At 59.3% G+C, this 17,037-nt stretch carries 18 protein-coding genes; 6 read left to right on the top strand and 12 right to left on the bottom strand.

Annotated elements, in window-relative coordinates; genetic code table 11:
• Positions 1–2 precede the first annotated feature (2 nt).
• Both RLO07_RS08965 and aptA read right to left on the bottom strand, forming a co-directional pair.
• A complete protein-coding gene (locus RLO07_RS08965; protein ID WP_350132375.1) occupies positions 3–971 on the bottom strand; it encodes an AEC family transporter in 969 nt (322 codons plus the stop codon).
• 29 nt (positions 972–1,000) lie between these two features.
• Complete coding sequence (aptA, locus tag RLO07_RS08960) at positions 1,001–2,338, bottom strand: omega-aminotransferase AptA (protein WP_350132378.1); 1,338 nt, start codon at positions 2,336–2,338, stop codon at positions 1,001–1,003.
• A gap of 125 nt (positions 2,339–2,463) precedes the next feature.
• Here aptA and RLO07_RS08955 point away from each other — a divergent pair, with 125 nt between their 5' ends.
• The 3 genes from RLO07_RS08955 (at position 2,464) to RLO07_RS08945 (ending at position 7,778) form a co-directional block, all read left to right on the top strand.
• Entirely contained in the window at positions 2,464–3,378 is a 915-nt protein-coding gene (locus tag RLO07_RS08955) for a LysR family transcriptional regulator (RefSeq protein WP_350132381.1), read from the top strand.
• Between the two features lie 131 nt (positions 3,379–3,509).
• On the top strand, positions 3,510–5,828 hold the full coding sequence (locus RLO07_RS08950; RefSeq protein WP_350132384.1) for a DUF6351 family protein: 2,319 nt from the start codon (positions 3,510–3,512) through the stop codon (positions 5,826–5,828).
• Positions 5,829–5,999: 171 nt separating this feature from the next.
• Positions 6,000–7,778, top strand: a complete 1,779-nt coding sequence (locus RLO07_RS08945) for a cation:proton antiporter (RefSeq protein ID WP_350132387.1) — start codon at positions 6,000–6,002, stop codon at positions 7,776–7,778.
• Between the two features lie 128 nt (positions 7,779–7,906).
• Here RLO07_RS08945 and RLO07_RS08940 read toward each other — a convergent pair whose 3' ends face one another.
• The 4 genes from RLO07_RS08940 to RLO07_RS08925 form a co-directional block, all read right to left on the bottom strand.
• Complete coding sequence (locus tag RLO07_RS08940; RefSeq protein WP_350132390.1) at positions 7,907–8,299, bottom strand: VOC family protein; 393 nt, start codon at positions 8,297–8,299, stop codon at positions 7,907–7,909.
• Positions 8,300–8,427: 128 nt separating this feature from the next.
• Entirely contained in the window at positions 8,428–8,841 is a 414-nt protein-coding gene (locus tag RLO07_RS08935) for a type II toxin-antitoxin system RelE/ParE family toxin (protein ID WP_350132393.1), read from the bottom strand.
• A 116-nt stretch (positions 8,842–8,957) separates the two neighbouring features.
• Positions 8,958–9,245, bottom strand: a complete 288-nt coding sequence (gene nadS, locus RLO07_RS08930) for a NadS family protein (RefSeq protein ID WP_350132396.1) — start codon at positions 9,243–9,245, stop codon at positions 8,958–8,960.
• Complete coding sequence (locus RLO07_RS08925; RefSeq protein WP_350132399.1) at positions 9,238–9,579, bottom strand: type II toxin-antitoxin system RelE/ParE family toxin; 342 nt, start codon at positions 9,577–9,579, stop codon at positions 9,238–9,240. The genes nadS and RLO07_RS08925 overlap by 8 nt, the downstream gene beginning before the upstream one ends.
• Before the next feature lie 188 nt (positions 9,580–9,767).
• Between RLO07_RS08925 and RLO07_RS08920 the strand changes: the two genes are divergently transcribed.
• The gene (locus RLO07_RS08920) at positions 9,768–10,394 is read left to right on the top strand and encodes a tyrosine-type recombinase/integrase (RefSeq protein WP_462291791.1); all 627 of its coding nucleotides are present in this window, start codon (positions 9,768–9,770) and stop codon (positions 10,392–10,394) included.
• 164 nt (positions 10,395–10,558) lie between these two features.
• On the opposite strand, the gene RLO07_RS08915 is transcribed toward RLO07_RS08920, so the two are convergent.
• From RLO07_RS08915 to RLO07_RS08890, 6 genes are all read right to left on the bottom strand, one after another.
• Positions 10,559–10,777, bottom strand: coding sequence for a BrnA antitoxin family protein (locus tag RLO07_RS08915; protein WP_350132402.1), 219 nt, complete (start codon positions 10,775–10,777; stop codon positions 10,559–10,561).
• Positions 10,774–11,061 carry a BrnT family toxin gene (locus RLO07_RS08910; protein ID WP_350132405.1) on the bottom strand — a complete coding sequence of 96 codons (288 nt, stop codon included), beginning with the start codon at positions 11,059–11,061 and terminating at the stop codon, positions 10,774–10,776. The genes RLO07_RS08915 and RLO07_RS08910 overlap by 4 nt, the downstream gene beginning before the upstream one ends.
• 821 nt (positions 11,062–11,882) lie before the next feature.
• Positions 11,883–12,257: a hypothetical protein gene (locus RLO07_RS08905; RefSeq protein WP_462291790.1), complete on the bottom strand. Its 375-nt coding sequence runs from the start codon at positions 12,255–12,257 to the stop codon at positions 11,883–11,885.
• A 166-nt stretch (positions 12,258–12,423) separates the two neighbouring features.
• A complete protein-coding gene (locus RLO07_RS08900; RefSeq protein ID WP_350132411.1) occupies positions 12,424–13,092 on the bottom strand; it encodes a PEP-CTERM sorting domain-containing protein in 669 nt (222 codons plus the stop codon).
• A gap of 461 nt (positions 13,093–13,553) precedes the next feature.
• On the bottom strand, positions 13,554–14,351 hold the full coding sequence (locus tag RLO07_RS08895; protein WP_462291789.1) for a class I SAM-dependent methyltransferase: 798 nt from the start codon (positions 14,349–14,351) through the stop codon (positions 13,554–13,556).
• Positions 14,352–14,420: 69 nt separating this feature from the next.
• Positions 14,421–15,596 (bottom strand): saccharopine dehydrogenase family protein, encoded by a 1,176-nt coding sequence (locus RLO07_RS08890; RefSeq protein ID WP_462291788.1) that lies wholly within the window; start codon positions 15,594–15,596, stop codon positions 14,421–14,423.
• Positions 15,597–15,851: 255 nt separating this feature from the next.
• Between RLO07_RS08890 and RLO07_RS08885 the strand changes: the two genes are divergently transcribed.
• Positions 15,852–16,433, top strand: coding sequence for a HupE/UreJ family protein (locus tag RLO07_RS08885; protein ID WP_462291787.1), 582 nt, complete (start codon positions 15,852–15,854; stop codon positions 16,431–16,433).
• Positions 16,430–17,035, top strand: a complete 606-nt coding sequence (locus RLO07_RS08880; protein WP_462291786.1) for a HupE/UreJ family protein — start codon at positions 16,430–16,432, stop codon at positions 17,033–17,035. Before RLO07_RS08885 ends, RLO07_RS08880 begins: the two co-directional genes overlap by 4 nt.
• The last annotated feature ends 2 nt before the right edge of the window (positions 17,036–17,037 follow it).

The raw sequence follows: 17,037 nt of genomic DNA, 5'->3' as shown, positions 1-17,037 counted from the left end.
CATCAGACTGGCGCGGCGGCCAGCCCCGCGAGAATCAGCAGGGCGAAGCCGAGCGTGACCGTGACAATGGACGTGAGCGTGGTAAGAACCACGATATTGGCCGCCATGGTGCCGTCTCCCCGGGCCGCCACCACCATGACAAAACTGGCCGCGGCCACCGGCGCGCCCAGCAGCAGAAACACCACCCCGAGCTGCATTGGCTCCACGCCCAGGACAACCGCCACCAGCACTGCCAGCAGCGGCCCCACCAGCAGACGCCAGAGAGTGGCCTCCCAGGTCACGCTACCGGCGGTGCGCAACACGCTGATGCGCAGGGCGCCGCCGATGCAAACCAGCGTCAGGGGCAGGAAGAACTGCGACAAGCCCTGGCTGACCAGCGGCGTGAAAGACGGCAAGGGCCAGCCCGCGAGCGCGACAATGACCCCCGCGCCGATACCCAGCAGCAGCGGATTGACAGCCATTCCCCGCAGCAGCCCCAGCACCGTGCGGCTGCCGCCGTGGGTCACCTGCAGGACCCACACCGCCAGCACATTGTACAGCGCGGTCAGCAATGCCACCGGCAGCGCGGCGAGGCCCAGACCGGCCTCCCCGTAGGCGGCGTGACAAAGGGCGAAGCCAACGATGGCGAGGTTGGAGCGAAAAGTGGCCTGTACGAATATGCCGAGGGTCGGACGGGGGAAGTCGCGCCAGCGCCCGTACGCCCAGCCGCAGGCCAGGGTCAGTAGCGTCGCCATGACGCCCGCCAGCAGGTAGGTCGCACCCCCGAGAGCGGCAAAGTCGACCCCGGCGGCACTAATGAACAGCAACAGCGGCAGCGCCGCATTGAAGGCGAAGCGCGACACGGCGTCGATGTGGCGCTGCTGCAGCAGGCCCACCCGGCGCAGCAGCATGCCCAGCACCACCCAGCCAAAGGTGGGAACGCTGACGGAAAGTGCGGTCAGGACAAGTTGTAAGAGATCAGAAGCAGGCAAGAGTCAGGGGCCACCGAAAGGGGCCCCTATTATGCCAGTTCCCGCAGGGATTCTCCGAGAGCTGTCAGCAGGCTGTCGATTTCGGCTTTCTCGATCACGAAGGGCAGGCCCAGCTGGATGGTGTCGCCGCCGTAGCGGACGTAGAAACCCTTCTCCCACATGCGCATGGCCACTTCGAAGGGACGGCGCGCGGGTTCGCCCTCGTAGGGCCGCAGCTGCAGGGCTCCGGCAAAGCCGAAGTTGCGGATATCGACCACCTGCGGCGCGCCCTTGAGCTGGTGCAGCGCATCCTCGAAATACGGTGCCAGCGCGGCGACCCGGGCCGGCAACTGCTCCTGCTGCAGGATATCCAGCGCGGCAATGCCCGCGGCACAGGCCACCGGATGCGCGGAGTAGGTATAGCCGTGCGGGAACTCCAGCATGTAGTCCGGCCCGCCCTGGGCCATGAAGGTCTGGTAGATCTCGGCTTTGGCAATGACCGCGCCCATGGGTATGGCGCCATTGGTCAGCTGTTTGGCCACGTTCATGATATCGGGCACCACACCAAAGGCATCGGCTCCGGTCATGGCGCCGCAGCGGCCAAAGCCGGTGATGACCTCGTCGAAGATCAGCAAGATGTCGTGGGCGGTGCAGATATCCCGCAGCCGCTGCAGATAGCCCGCCGGCGGCGGAATCACCCCGGCGGAGCCAGCCATCGGCTCGACAATGACCGCGGCGATGTTGCTGGCGTCGTGCAGAGCGATCAGCTCCAGCAGCTCGTCGGCGCGCTGCCAGCCCTGGTGCGGCATGCCGCGGGTAAAGGCGTTTTCCGGCAGCAGGGTATGGGCCAGGTGGTCAGCCTCCACCGCCTGCCCGAACAGCTTGCGGTTGGGGCCGATGCCACCGACGGAGATGCCGCCGAAGTTGACCCCGTGGTAGCCCTTGGCGCGGCCAATCAGGCGCGTCTTGGCGGGCTGGCCCTTGAGGCGCCAGTAGGCCCGCGCCATTTTCAGCGCGGTGTCCGCGCACTCGGAGCCGGAGTTGGTAAAGAACACATAGTCCAGCCCCTCCGGGGTCAGCGCCTTGATCCGGTTGGCCAGCTCAAAGGACTTGGGGTGCCCGTACTGGAAGGCCGGGGCATAGTCCAGCGTAGTCAGCTGGCGGTGCACCGCCTCGGCGATCTCGGGCCGATTGTGGCCCGCACCGCTACACCAGAGCCCGGAGAGACCGTCCAGCACCCGGCGGCCATCGTCGTCAATGAAATATATCCCGTCGGCGGCGACGATCATGCGCGGGTCGCGCTTGAACTGGCGGTTGCCGGTGTAGGGCATCCAGTGGGATTCCAGCTGCTCCCGGGTCAGTTTCTGGCTGGCAGGCATACGGGTCATGACACTCTTCCTGAATGTTGGTGCAAGCATTCTAGGCCGACTTCAAGAGTGCACAAATCATTATCTATCACCACTGACTTTCACTATTATGAAACTTTCCAGCAACCTGCACCGGAGGCGACGCCATGTCCCGCAAAGCCCTGCTGGGCACAGTCACCGATAACGACCTGCGCCTGCTGCGGGTATTCCGCGCCGTGGTCGCCTGCGGCGGATTCGCGGCCGCGGAACTGGAGCTGAACATCAACCGCTCCACCATCTCGCGCCACATCAAGGACCTGGAGACCCGCCTCGGCTTCACCCTGTGTCGCCGGGGCCGGGGTGGCTTCGCCCTCACCGATGAGGGCGCGCAGTTTTACAGCGCCGCACAAAAAATGATGGCGGCGCTGGATGACTACCAGCACGACGTCAACGACATCAACCAGCGCCTGACAGGCTCTCTGGCGATCGCCATTTTCGACAAGACCGCCTCCAATCCCGCCTGCCACATCGACCGCGCCCTGGCACTGTTTGATCAGCAGGCACCGGGGGTTCACCTGCAAATCCATGTGGAGCCAATAAACGCCATCGAGCGCGGGGTCATGGAAGGCCGTTTTCACCTTGGCATCATCCCCGACCACCGTCCCTCAAGCAGCCTCAGTTACTACCCCCTGTTCGACGAGCAGATGTACCTCTACTGCGGCGCGGGCCATCCTCTGTTCACGCGCGCCGGCGAGGCGTTGGAGGACAGCGAGATTCTGGCCAACAAATACGTCGGTATCGGCTACCACTCCCCCAACATGGAAGTGACCCGCCAGCTCGGCCAGCGCCGTGACGCCACCGCCTGGGACCAGGAGGCAGTCGCCCACCTGGTGCTCTCCGGACGCTATCTGGGCTACCTGCCGCAGCACTACGCCGAGGGCTTCGTCAGCGCCCGGCGCATGCGCCCGCTGGCCAGTGACCGCTTCCAGTACGTGTGCCAGTTCAGCGCGATCGTGCGCCAGTCACCGCCGCCCAGCCGGGTGGTGGCGACGCTGCTGGAGGCGCTGGTTGAAGTCCACTGATGCCTGCAACACTGGACTTCCCCCCATTTCCCAACGTGCCGGGCCATATAATTGCACCGTGCGGGTGGCGACGTACGCCCAGCCGTCTATCATGTGGGGACTGCACATCCACGGATAATAAGGCGAACAAGATGCAGCTTTTTCGTTCAGGCGCCGGTCGCGGCGTGTTGCGCTCCCTGTGTGTACTGACACTCCCAGTACTGATCGCTGCTTGCAGTGACGGCAACGACCAGTCAAGCACGGGCGGCGAGCTAGAGCCACTGGGTGTATTCGCCATCTCCGTTCTCTCCAGCCCCCCCGAGGCGGTGAGCGGTGGCGAGGCGCGAGTGAGGATCGAGGCCCCGGCAGCGTTGCCGCTGGCAGAGGTCATGGTGATGCTCGACGGCACGGATGTCAGCGACCAGTTTACCCCCCGCTCTGCTGGCAATGGACTTGAGGGCCGGGTACGCGGGCTGACTGAGGGCGACAACACCCTCGAAGTGAGCAGCACTGAAGGCAACGTAACAGCGGCCAGTGTTACGCTGGTCAACCACCCCGTCACCGGGCCCATTTTCTCTGGACCGCATCAGGAACCGTTTTTCTGCGCCACCGATGGCCATCTGGCAGACCTGGAACTCGGCCCGGTCGTGGACGAGAACTGCAGTGTGGAGACGGTGGTAAGCTACAAATATATGACCGACACTGGCGCCTGGGCGGATTACCCGGCGGGCGGTGAGCGGCCGGCTGACATCGCCACCACTACCACGCTTGCCGGCGACGATGTCGATTTCATCGTGCGCTGGGAACGGGGTAGCCTGAACCGATTCCTCTATTCCATCGCCATGCTGTCACCACCCCCCGGCGAGGACGGGGAGCCGGACCTCAGCGTGTGGAACCAGCGTCTGATCTACTACTTCCAGGGCGGTGTCGCCATCGGCCACTACCAGGGCGGCCCCAGCCGCAGCCGGGCGCTGTACACCGATGGCCTGGCGGCCGGGTATGCGGTGGCCTATTCCACCGGCACAAAAACAGGCACGCACTACAATCTGGAACTGGGTGGTGAGACCGCCATCATGGTGAAAGACCGCTTCATCTCTGCCTACGGCGCACCGGACTACACGGTGGGTGTGGGCGGCTCGGGCGGCGGCATCCAGCAGTATGTGTATGCGCAGAACCACCCCGGGCTGATCGACGCCGGCGTACCGCAATATTCCTACTCCGACATGGTGACCCAGACCATCCACATCGGCGATTGCGAGCTGATCGAGCGCTGGATCGACCTGCAGTTACGGGATAATCCCAGCAGCAAGTGGGCGGACTGGAACACTCGCAGCTGGCTGATCGGCCTCAACGCCAACAATGAAGTACCCAACGATGTGGTCAGCTTCGGCCTCACCCCCTGGGTACCCCCGGGTTCCAGCGAGTGCACCGCCTCCTGGCGCGGCCTGTCGCCGCTGGCCCTGAACCCGTACTTCGGCGAAGCCCCGGGGATCACCCCGGAGCAACAGGCAGAGGTTGAATGGACGCACTTTGCCGACCTGATCAACATCTACGGCCGTGCCGAAGACGGCTTCGCGGCGACCACCTGGGACAATGTCGGGGTACAGTATGGTTTGCAGGCGCTGCTGGACGGCAATATCACATCGGCCGAATTCATCGATCTCAACTGGAACATCGGCAGCTGGAAGAACGAACCGGAGATGGTGCAGGAAGGCTGCCCTTTCATTATCGACCTGTGCTTCGCCCTGAATGACAGCGAGCCGCTCTACCCCAACCAGATCGACCCCTGGAGCTGGCGCAATGCCACAACGGCCACAGACAGCGCACCGGCTCCGCGCAAGCGAGCGGACCCGGGCGCCATCCAGGCAGCGTTTGATTCGGGCATGGTGCAGCGCGGGGAGGCGGAAATCCCCTTTATCGACCTGCGGCACTACCTGGAAGACGAGCTGGACATGCACAACACCATCCAGTCCTTCGTTACCCGGCAACGCCTGCTGAATCACGATGGCGACGCCTCCAACCAGGTGATCTGGTTCATCGACCGCAATCCGGACGGCAGCAACCACGACAACACGATGCAGGCGTTTGCCGTGCTCGATGAGTGGATGGCCAACATCCGCGCCAACCCGGACAGTTCGGTGGGCGCGAACCGACCCGCCAGCGCCGAGGACAGCTGTTTCGACAGCACCGGTGAACTCATTGCCAGCGGTGCCAGCGTATGGGACGGCATTCTCGATGACCAGCCCGCAGGCGCATGCACAAAGCGCTTCCCGCCCTACAGTACCTCACGCATTGTGGCTGGCGGGCCGATCACCGGCGATGTGTTCCGCTGCGCCCTGCAATCGCTGGATGACGCCATCGAAGCGGGGTTCTACGGCGACTGGATGCCGTCAGCTGCCGAACAGACAAAGCTGGCAGCCATTTTCCCTGACGGGGTCTGCGATTACAGCCAGCCGGGAATCGTCAACTAGGCCAACCGTGGCGAAAGCCGCGTGCCGCCATCAGCACACGCGGCTCCCCCCACTTCTTACCAAACCACTCCCCGGCCTGTCGCGCCGCAGCGAAGACGGACGCGCCAGAAGCACCATTTGCGGTATGCTGAGCTTCACGTTACCCACCACACATTGAGAGGAGCTCTACCCGTGGATCAGAATCTGCTGTACACCGTTGCCGCCGTGCTGGTACTTGGTGTGGGTGCCCAGTGGCTTTCCTGGCGCCTGAAGCAGCCGTCTATCCTCGCCCTACTGGTGCTGGGCATTGTTGCGGGGCCAGTCACGGGCCTGCTGCGTCCCGATGAACAATTCGGCGACCTGCTGTTCCCGATGGTATCCCTCGGCGTTGCCCTCGTCCTGTTCGAGGGCGGCATGACCCTCAAGTTTCGCGACCTCAAGGGCCACGGGCGGGTCGTCACCAACCTGGTGAGCTGGGGGGCCCTGCTGAACTGGCTGCTCATGGCCGCCGGCTGCTGGTTACTCGCGGGCTTCTCCGCACCGATCGCCCTGCTGTTCGCCGCCCTGGTTGTGGTCACCGGCCCCACGGTCATCAACCCGCTGCTGCGCACCATGCGCGCCAAGCAGGAAGTCAGCCAGGTACTGCGCTGGGAGGGCATCCTGATTGATCCGGTGGGCGCACTGCTGGCGGTACTGGTCTTTCAGTACCTGCTTTCCGGCACCGATTCCTGGGCGGTGTTTGCCCAAAGCATCGGCGTCGGCCTGGTGGCGGGCTTTGCCGGCGCATTCAGTCTCGGCTTTGTGCTGCGCAAACACTGGGTACCGGAATACCTGATCAATGTGGTCACGCTCGCCTGGGTGGTCATGATGTTTGCCGGCAGCGACTACATTGCCCATGAATCGGGGCTGCTCACCGTGACGGTCATGGGGATCTGGCTCGGCAACATGAAAGACGTGGGTGTGAGCGAAATTCTCAGTTTCAAGGAAAGTCTGTCGGTACTTATCATTTCGGTCCTGTTCGTGGTGCTGGGGGCCCGGGTTGATCCCCTGGACATCCTCGCCACCGGCTGGAACGGCGTGATCGTGCTGCTGGTGGTACTGCTGGCACGGCCCGTCGTGGTGTGGGCGTCCGCGTTCGGCGGCGGCTACACATGGCGGCAGAAGGCGCTGCTGAGCTGGGTGGCACCGCGCGGCATCGTCGCCGCCGCCGTGTCATCCCTGTTCGCCCTGCGCCTGGATGACCTGGGGTACCCCGGCGCTTCCGAACTGGTGGCTTACACCTTCCTCGTCATCATCGCAACGGTGATCCTGCAGAGTCTGACGGCGGGTGCCCTCACCCGGGCGCTAGACCTTGCCGAAGCAGACCCGAACGGCGTGCTGATTGTTGGCGCCAATGGCGTGGCTCGCGCCATTGCCCTGGCCCTGACCCGACAGGGGTTCCGGGTCAAGCTCGCGGACACCTCCTACGAAGAGATCCGCAGCGCGCGGATGGCGGGCCTGGAGACCTACTACGGCGACCCGATTTCCTCACACGCCGAACAGTATCTGGAGCTGGTGGGCATAGGCCGCCTGTTTGCCATGTCGCGACGGGCACGCTGGAATACGCTGGCCTGCCTGAAATACCGCAGCGAGTTCGGCCCCAAGCGGGTCTTCAGCCTGCGCAATGCGGAGGAGCGGGAGGAGAGCAACAGGGAGCGACCCGTGGATGAATTCCGTGCACCTCGCATGTTTGGCAAGGATGTTACCTACCAGAAGCTTGCCAGCCTGCTGGCGGCAGGCGGCGAGATCAAGCCGATCAACCTCAGTGAAGAGTTCGACCTGGATGCCTACAAGGAAAAGAACGGGGGCAGCCTGATCCCCCTGTTCCTGCTCACGACCGACGGCAAATTGCGGGTCATTAACGAGGACACGCCCCCCGAGGATATTGTCGAGGGCAAGTTGCTGGCACTGGTTTGGTCGGCGGAACACTGAAGAGGTGCGCGCGTCCACCTTTCGATGGCTATACCGTTGTTGCTACACGTTTACGAACCATCATTGCGATGGCACTGCAGATTGACTCAATTTCATCCGTTGTCAAATTCACTCCCTGAACCGAACTCTCATCGGCCCTGGTGGATGCCGCAGATCTTGTGGCCGTCGAGGTCTCGGAAATAGCTCAGGTGCATCGGGCCCATACTGCCGTTACGCAGGCCCGGCGCGTCTTCGATCGAGGTGCCGCCGTTGGCCACCGCCACGTCATGCAGTTCCTTGACCTTCTCGCCCGAACCGCAACGGAAGCCTATCGTCGAGCCGTTGGCGCAGGTTGCCGGATTGCCATCGATCGGCTGGGTCAGCGCGAATACGCTGCCGTCATGGATGAAGAAATAGCGCACGTTGCCCTCGGCATCTTCGTTGCGCGTCGGCGGCGGGCATCCCAGCACCCCGAGCACAGCAGTGTAGAAATCTTTAGACTTTTCGATGTCGTTGCAACCGATCATGATGTGATTGAACAAGGGTATTTTCCTCTCGCGTTAAAAGCGAGCAGTATAGAAGCACTTTTCCGAGCTGGTCAACGCCAAATATACGGGTTACGGGCTGGACGCCTATAGCGTGTTCAATCCACGCTCGTTGCGACTGTTGTTCAGGCGGCTGATTCAAGCTCAATCTCCACCAGCACCTGGTCTCTCTGTACTTTATAAATCACCCGGTATTGAATATTCAGACGGGATGACCAAATTCCCCTCCAATTTCCAGATGATGCCTCACCTTTAAAGCCCTTGATAGGTTTCAATCCTTTAGCAGCAGAAACTCTTACAATATCGATGATAGGTTTGGATGCGAAAAGAGATCTCCGCGGAAACCGCCTCCCGTTGATAAATCGCTCCAAAAAAGGAACTGGAAGCCACGTGTTTCCTAGCATTTGTTTTTTATATTTACTGATTTGAGTCAGCGTCATTTCTAGCGCCGATGCCTGCCCAAGAAAAAGTAGCCGATCACCCATCCACGTTTTTATATGACCGGGTAAATCGGTCTTATAGCCGGGTACTTCGGTCAAAGCGTCAGATCATGATTGAAGCCAGGAGCGGACCTCAACTCAGCAGGTCTCACGCCTGTACCTGTGACGGGTTGTAACCGTAGAAAAAAAGTGTTTCCAAGAACCTATACTTTCGTCTAAGAAGCCAATGCGCGAAGCACTACTTCAGGTTCTTTTGCCACCACATTTAGCAGCACGAGTGCAGGGCCATGTGGAATGCGATCACCACGCTCCCAGTGACGGAGTGTACTCACGCTAATTCCGAATGCAGAAGCGAACTCACTTTGTGACATGCCAACCTTGGCTCTAATTTCTTTGACATTGAGCGGACTGAACTTGTGGACAGTCGCCTTTTTAATCTTACCCTCGGAGTAGTCAATGGCTTCAGAAAGCCCCTGCTTGATGCTTGAAAACGCGTTACCCATTTGATTCACCATAGCGTTGGATTAGAAGAGCGGTGAGTTTCCCAAGTTCGTTGCGCTCGGCTTTACTGAGATTGGCCTTTTCCCCCTTGCCAAATAACGTTAAAAGGAACAGCGGAATCCCGTCATTGTGGTAATAATAAACTACCCGAACGCCACCACTTTTACCTTTCCCCCGAGCAGCCCAGCGTAATTTCCGAATACCGCCCGCACCTTGCATCAGGTCACCAGAATGAGGGTGGAAGGCCAAGTAATTGATAATACTTGCCTTTTCTTCGTCATTGACAAGACCTGACGCTCTTCTCTGAAACTCGGGGAGCTCTACGATAGTCTGCATGACATCAAGTGTAATCCATTGGATTACCCCAAATCAACTCTATAGATGAATTGCAAAGCCGCCTTCCACCAGGGGAACCGCAGCCGGACTACGGCTCGGCTCCCCACACTGTTTTACATCAGGTCTGGGCGTCGACCAATGACGAAATGGTAACCATACTCATAACCCCCCCTGTGGAGGGTTACATAATGGTAAATGTCAATGAAGGCGCACGCCAACGAAGCACCTGGAACAAAGGCAGAGTGGTCGGCCAAAAGCCACCACTTAAACTCAGAGAAATCTGGGCACTTCGCGTCAGGCTCGAGATCGCCAATCACCATCGCGATCTCGCCTTGCTAAACCTGGCCATCGATAGCAAGCTCAGAAGCTGCGACCTCGTGAAGCTGAAGGTCAGAGGCATCGCGCAAGGTGCCAACATCCTGAAACGAGCGATGGTAATTCAACAGAAAACGTTACAGCCGGTAAAATTCGAAATCACTCAACAGACGCGGGAATCTTTAACAATCTGGATCGAATCGAGAAAGCTGACTCCCGAAGACTACCTGTTTCCAAGCCGCATCCACCATTCCGCGCATCTCAGTACCAGACAGTATGCACGGATCGTAAAGTCTTGGGTTGCGCAAATTGGCCTGCAACCTGAAGATTACGGCACACACTCATTGCGTAGAACCAAAGCAATCCTGATTTATAAACGAACCAAAAACCTGAGAGCGATTCAGTTGCTGCTTGGCCATACGAAGCTTGAAAGCACAGTCAGATACCTTGGTATCGAAGTAGACGACGCCCTGGAACTAGCAGAACAGACCGAAATATAGCTGTGGGCAATCATTTTCAGATTGGCGGCTTTCTCAAGGCCGCCACCTTTCCGGTTAGGTGGTTATCGGCCAGGAGCGGACAATGCCGCCGCGAAAATCCCGGCTATGTAGCCGAGCCAAAGGCGCACCGGAAATGGTGTCCCTGTGCTCGGAGCTGCTAATGCTTAGGGACGCCAACTGATATCAAGCTTCCGGTGATGATTGGCACAATCGCGCAGGTACAGATTGATCAAGCTTTGATAGGGAATACCTGACTCTTCGGACATGCTCTTGAAATAATCAATGACATCCTCTCCTAGGCGGATGGTGACCGATTTTTTCAATCTAGAAGCGTACGGATTTCTACGCGACTTCATCTTTGAGAAATCATACTCATTCTTCATGACCCTTCACCCATATAGTAACTCTGCTCGGTCTTCGTGGCTCTTCGGGCTGAAATGATGCGTAGGACTTCATTATCTTTGCCTCGTTCACAGTGAACTACCACGAGCACACGGGAAAGATTGCTCATACCAAGCAAGATAAACCTATCTTCCTCTCCGAGAGATTCATCAAAAAACTGAACAGCTAAATCATCGTAGAAAACAGATTGAGCCTCCTCAAAAGAAACACCATGCTTCTTAAGGTTGGACTTAGCCTTGGCTTGATCCCACTCAAACTTAATCATGCATACATTGTATGTACATACTGAGGCATGTCAAGGCTGGTGTCTGTCTGTACAAGAGTCATTGGCATTCCCAGGACCCAGCAGCTAGTTTCGACCAGGAGCGGGCGTAAGTAGCACCTCAAGTGGCGGTCAGCTTGCTCTTCATTACGGCATGCTCGCCAAACAAATTTTTTCCTCAGTCTGGCCTGAATCGCGACTGCTTGATAAGAGCTGATCTATGGAGATATATTGTTATTTGGCTATGCTTCATGTTTACTGTTGTCGTTAGCATTTCAAAAGCATCAGTGCCGTGGGGGGAGAGATTCCGCCATACAAAGCGAAATGTAAAACCGCGGGAGCCACGATATAAACTATCAGCAAATCAAGTTGATTTATCCGGTAATGGCAGCGTTCGTCATCGCAGTGATGACTGGCTGCGGCAATGGGGACCCTACCGCAAATAGCGAAGGCAAATGGTTCGATGCGGGAAATGTACAGCAAGCGTATAAAGCGCAAATTCGAAGTGATGCGCTCAGCGCCGGCGAACAACCCTTCGACGCCGACACTAGTTGTACAGCGATACTTCCAATGGCGCAAAAGTCGTTGAGCGATTCCAGCGGTACTGGGACGCTTGTGCAGTTAATGTATAAAACTTGCAACGATGTTGGGCTGAAGTTTCAAACCGAGGTTCGATGCGAGGCTGATAGGCTTCAGGTACTTTGCAAATAAACGTAGGCAGGCAAGCCACCCCCCTATTAGGAAGAAGGTACCGCATTTGGAATGGATTTTCGAATCCTCAACCGCGACCTTTCGGCCAGGAGCGTACGTAGTAGCCATTCGCGCTACTCCAAGGAAGACCTCGGGAACGTTTTGCGCCGATGAATACCCCAAATCATCATGGCAACACACACCAGAATTGGAATGGAAGTTGATGAGAACATGGTGGCCATAGAATTTCCATCCGGCAGCTGAAAGCCGGTGGAGGCGTTGTGATGAGTCATCCAGAATACCAACACAGTGCCTAACACCACCGTCGATACAGCGAATTTTGCTGAAGCAGTTAGTCCGATACTGGAAAATCCACCAATTATTATTGCAATCACAATAACAAAATATGCCATCACACCACCGATTGTTGCCAACACAAAGGAACACGCTGACAGACCAAGACTAATCCAGCCGATTGTCGCCCAGATTGTCGGGGAAATTTGCTTCATGAGATCAAGCCCGTCGCCACACGTGTTGGCTCGGAATGCACCAGCATTTGCAGAGAGTACCATGCAGGCTTGATTCCACTCAATCCGACGCCTAGTTTCACAATCGGCCAGAAGCGGTCGCCCACAAAAAAGCCCGACGAAGCGGGCCTACATGAGGAGTTCTGGTTTACTTACGGCGCAGTCTGAGGCCGAGGAGGCCGAGACCGAGAAGGGCAAGGGTGGTTGGAGTCGGTATTGCCGAACTATCATCGGTTCTCAACTGAAATCCGGTAAATGATCCACACGCAGGGCAGTTGGACGGCTCCCATTCGTTCGTCAAACCCGCAACTGAAATACCGCCACCGCCATCTGCCGCAAGACCTGACCAGAGGGTGTAGTGTGCTCCCTCAATCAAGCTCGACCAATCTCCGCTTGCTGTACTGAAAGCGTCACGCGCTGTGAATACTGAAAGATCGTATCTCGCTCCCGGATTGAGGCCCGCGAAGCGCAGCATGCCACCGTCATCGGCGACCTGTACAATACCCTCAGCCAGGCCTCCGAAAGCTCCACTAATGGGGACCACCAATCTCCCGGAGAAGACTCTGGTATAGGAAACCGTCACCGACGTCGCAGTCCCGGAATCATCCAGCAATGACAAAGGGCCAGTTGACGCTGGGTCAATACCGCGATCGTAGTAGTTCCATACCGAAGTCGGGCCACCAAACACCGCCGCACCCGGGCCGAAGTCACCAGCGTTCCCTGGCGTGAGATCAAAATTAATCAGGCCGGCGCTCGCTGTCGCCGACAGCGTGAAACCGACCCACCAAAAGAGTAGACGCATTGCCACTGTTTTCATCGTTATTTCCTCCGTAGGACAAAACTATTGTCGGGATTCACGGTGCCGAGCGATAAGGGTAGAAAAGCAAGCTTTGTGCTGATCTGGAGAATTGTTTTATTAACCAATTAGTTAAAGGATAATCTGCAAGTTCTGCATGAGTGCCTATGATTCCGTCTGTAAAAAATCCTGACACCATAGGCTGCCTAAGGTCCAACTAGGGTCGAAAGCAGCCCAAAACATTCTACATACTCTCCCATTAGCGCACGAGAAGGAACATGTGCGGTATTTCGCAATGCGTGACATACAGAAGAAGTACCCCATGCCATCAATCAATTCAGGGGAACGCGAGCCTGTGGCTGGAACCCGGTCTCGATAGTTTCTCCAGGCGTTCGTGAGTTAGTGTCCTGGCGGCGTCCAATTCCAGGTTGTTCGACAATATTCCAGTCTGTTCCGGTTCCGCGCTGGGCCAGAAGGCAACATCAGGCGATCGCGGAAATAGGCGCGCCCAACGTGTCTGCATGCACAATACCCCACTCCGGGTAGTCTTCCGAGTGTATCCGGATATCCCGGAAACCAGCCCGCTGCAAGTGGGACAGCAAATCCGGCAGCGAGAATATCCGCAATTCCAGGGTTGCTCCGTCTCCGCCATGAAAGCACAAATCACTGTAGACGGTCTCGCGACCGTCCCTGTCCCGATTGATTAACTGGCGGCTGCTTTTCCCACCAATGATCTCGAAGTCGTGAAGGCCGGGGAAGTGCTCGATGGTGTGCCCATCCAGAGTGTAGGGGACGGTAAAAACCAGGATCCCACCCGGGCGCAGCAAGGCGTGCAAATTGGCAAATACGTCACCCAGCGGCGCGTTTACATGTTCGAGCACGTCGGAGCTGATCAAAAAATCATTTCCTGCCAGATAGTGTGGTTCCGGGTTTCGGATATCGAGATAGGGGCGTGTGTGGAAGAAAGTGTTGTGGTAGGAGAACTTCTGCTCCAACCAATAGGAGTATACGGAAGCGTCACTCATCCCCAGGCCGGTAATTTCCTTGTCGGGGGCGACGCCTGCCAGGGCAACTTCGAGGCGTTCGTGCAGCCGGAGCTGCAAGGCGGCCAGCAACGAGCGAAATCGCAAGGTGGATTTGCACACGTGGCAACTGGGCACTTCGCGTTGCGACCACAGCGCCTGCTCTCCGCGCAGTTTGCAGCCGCAAATATTGCAGGCCGGTTCGCCCCCGGGCGGGTGCATGCGGGCGTCAATCGCCGCATGGGCCCGCAGCGCCATATGGCGGAGTCGGCCCAGGCGCATCATGTTGTTTACACTCCTCCAGCCACGGACGCGAAAGTCGCCGGCTCAGTCTTCCAGCTGGAACGTCAAGCCGGCGTTTTTCTGCAGACGCTCCACCAGCAGGCCGCCCATCGCCGGTGCGGGGGTATAGATACCGCCGGGCACGTTGCCGGGATGTTGCAAGAGGCACACGGCGCTCTCGGCAATCATCTTGGAGGTTGAACCGTAGCCCGGGTCCTTGTCGCCCTTGACACTGGCCTTGATGGTCTGCCCCTCAGCGTTGGAACCCACAAACAGCACATCGTAGTGCCCGGCGTCGCGCTCTTCCTTTGACGGACCCTCGCCTGGCTGCCGCGGGTCCTCAGCCATGGACTTGTCCTCGGCAACGGCGAGTGCCATCTTCTCGCCCTGCTGGCCCGGGCCGGTCAGCAGCATTTCGTCGTAGACAAAATCCTTTCCGTACGCGTACCCCAGCAGGAAGTTGGAGCGGTGGATGTTCTTGGTATTGATGGTGGCCATGACAAAAGGCGCCGACCAGCTTTGCAACTCTTCTTCATACACGGGCGCCATACCGGAGGGTTGCTCGACGCCGGCATGTCCCTCGGTAAGGGCAAACGGGTCCATCAGCAGCTTGACCATTTCCGGTTGCCTGGCGGCGGCTGCCATGGTGGCCTTGAAGCTTGCCAGAGTGCCCCCGGAGAACGTGCCTTTCATCACCCGCACCCGCCCTTTCAACCGCGGCATCGGTGCCCCGAACCTTTCCTCTGCGGCCTCCTGCAGGAACCAGACACCGAGATCAAAGGGGATGGAATCAAAGCCGCAGGAGAACACAATGCGAGCGCCGCTGGCCTTGGCGGCGTCCCCGTGGGCAGCAATCATCTCGTGCATCCAGGCCGGCTCACCGCACAGATCCACATAGTCGGTACCGGCGCCGGCGCAGGCAGCCACCAGGTCTGAACCGTAGAGCTGATAGGGGCCAACCGTGGTGATGAGCACCCTGGTACGGGCGACCATCTCGCGCACGGAATCGGCGTTGTCGGCATCGGCAACCACCAGGGGAATGTTTTCCGAGAGGCCCAGCTCGTCGCGCACGGCAATGAGCTTTTCCTTGCTGCGCCCGGCCATGGCCCAGTTGACGGCGCCGTTCACACCGTATTGTCCGTTGAGATATTCGCAGACCAGGCGCCCGGTATAACCGGTCGCGCCGTAGACGATAATGCCAAGCTCACGGAAATCAGACATGCGTTGTATCCTTCTCGGTTCGAATGCGTCGACAAATGCGCGGCGGGTAGCCCCCTGGCCGTCTACCCGTTATGACAGCAATACCCTCTCTCTGTCGCTGCTGGGCAAGCTCCCGTTGCGCTGCGTTGGGTCAGTACAGTAAACCCGAAACACGCCATGGGCAAACATCCCGGCCACTGACGCCGCCGCCCTTCCACCACAACTGCCAGACAGGCTATCCTGCGGCTCGGGATTCTGGAGGAAACAACAATGCCTATGAACAGACTTTTTTGGGTCGCCGGACTCAGCCTGCTGCTGGCAAGTAATGTCCAGGCGCACTCGGCCGCAGACATTGGCGGCGGTTTTGTCAGTGGACTGCTGCACCCGGTGCTGGGCTGGGATCACGTGGCGGCCATGGTCGCCGTGGGGCTCTGGGGCGCATTCCTGGGCAACCCTGCCGTGTGGCTGCTGCCAGTCGTGTTTCCCCTGGTGATGGCCTTCGGCGGCGCCCTGGGGCTCGCTGGCGTTCCTGTGCCCAGCGTGGAAATCGGCATCGCCCTGTCGGCACTGGTTCTGGGTATCATGATCGTGCTGGCCGCGCGGCCACCCCTGTGGCTGGCGGGAGTGATCGTCGCCATTTTCGCCATTTTCCACGGCCACGCCCACGGCACGGAGCTGCCCGAGGCCGCCAGCCCCCTGGCCTATAGCCTGGGCTTTGTCATCGCCACTGGCCTGCTGCACCTGGCAGGGATCGGTTTCGGGCTGCTGGTACGCTGGCCCCTCGGCAGAATTGCAGTGCGCGCCGGCGGCGCCGTGATTGCCCTGGGGGGGATGGTATTCCTGGGCAACGCCATTTGAGACTGCATTTCATGGCCCGTGGGGTCGGCGCTGGCGCCCTGCTCTGCCTGCCGACCATCGCCCTCGCCCACAGCCCAATGCAGGGCATAGGGGAGTTCTACAGCGGCATTCTGCATCCGCTGCTGGTGCCAGCGCACGCCCTGGCACTGGTGCTGCTGGCCCTAGTGGCGGGCCAGAATGGCCTGGGAGCAATACGTCGCTGCCACCTGGGTTTCCTGCCGGCGTTGGCACTGGGCCTGGTATTGGCGGGGCTGGGAAACGGCTCGGAGGTCAAGCTGGAACCGGCGCTGCTCCTGGCATCGGTGCTTGCAGGGCTGCTGGTCGTGTTGCAGTGGCGCCCACCGCTGCCACTGTTCTACGCCGCGGGAGCGGGTGTCGGCCTGCTGCTGGGACTGGATTCCGCCCCCGGAGATCTGGCGCCGGGGCCTGCCGCCGCGTCGCTGCTGGGAACCGGTCTCGGCGCCTTCACCTGCCTGCTGTTGCTTGCAGACCTCAGTGAACGGGCCCGGCGCCACTGGCAGCGGGTCGCCCTGCGGGTGCTGGGCTCCTGGGGCACCGCCAGCGCCACGCTGGTGTTTGCCCTGGGCTGGCTGGCGGCCTGAAC

The sequence above is a fragment of the Haliea sp. genome, from assembly GCF_040221975.1.
Classification (GTDB): Bacteria; Pseudomonadota; Gammaproteobacteria; order Pseudomonadales; family Halieaceae; genus Haliea.
Note: the sequence above shows the minus strand (reverse complement) of the source record. Positions and strands in the feature narration are given on the sequence as shown.

Bases quoted from the DNA above. Each gene is read 5' to 3' on its own strand.
- RLO07_RS08905 (WP_462291790.1), bottom strand. From the start codon at position 12,257: ATGAAGCAAATTTCCCCGACAATCTGGGCGACAATCGGCTGGATTAGT.
- RLO07_RS08900 (WP_350132411.1), bottom strand. From the start codon at position 13,092: ATGAAAACAGTGGCAATGCGTCTACTCTTTTGGTGGGTCGGTTTCACG.
- RLO07_RS08890 (WP_462291788.1), bottom strand. From the start codon at position 15,596: ATGTCTGATTTCCGTGAGCTTGGCATTATCGTCTACGGCGCGACCGGT.
- RLO07_RS08920 (WP_462291791.1), top strand. From the start codon at position 9,768: ATGGTAAATGTCAATGAAGGCGCACGCCAACGAAGCACCTGGAACAAA.
- RLO07_RS08955 (WP_350132381.1), top strand. From the start codon at position 2,464: ATGTCCCGCAAAGCCCTGCTGGGCACAGTCACCGATAACGACCTGCGC.
- RLO07_RS08885 (WP_462291787.1), top strand. From the start codon at position 15,852: ATGAACAGACTTTTTTGGGTCGCCGGACTCAGCCTGCTGCTGGCAAGT.
- RLO07_RS08895 (WP_462291789.1), bottom strand. From the start codon at position 14,351: ATGGCGCTGCGGGCCCATGCGGCGATTGACGCCCGCATGCACCCGCCC.
- RLO07_RS08950 (WP_350132384.1), top strand. From the start codon at position 3,510: ATGCAGCTTTTTCGTTCAGGCGCCGGTCGCGGCGTGTTGCGCTCCCTG.
- RLO07_RS08925 (WP_350132399.1), bottom strand. From the start codon at position 9,579: ATGCAGACTATCGTAGAGCTCCCCGAGTTTCAGAGAAGAGCGTCAGGT.
- aptA (WP_350132378.1), bottom strand. From the start codon at position 2,338: ATGACCCGTATGCCTGCCAGCCAGAAACTGACCCGGGAGCAGCTGGAA.
- RLO07_RS08910 (WP_350132405.1), bottom strand. From the start codon at position 11,061: ATGATTAAGTTTGAGTGGGATCAAGCCAAGGCTAAGTCCAACCTTAAG.
- RLO07_RS08915 (WP_350132402.1), bottom strand. From the start codon at position 10,777: ATGAAGAATGAGTATGATTTCTCAAAGATGAAGTCGCGTAGAAATCCG.
- nadS (WP_350132396.1), bottom strand. From the start codon at position 9,245: ATGGGTAACGCGTTTTCAAGCATCAAGCAGGGGCTTTCTGAAGCCATT.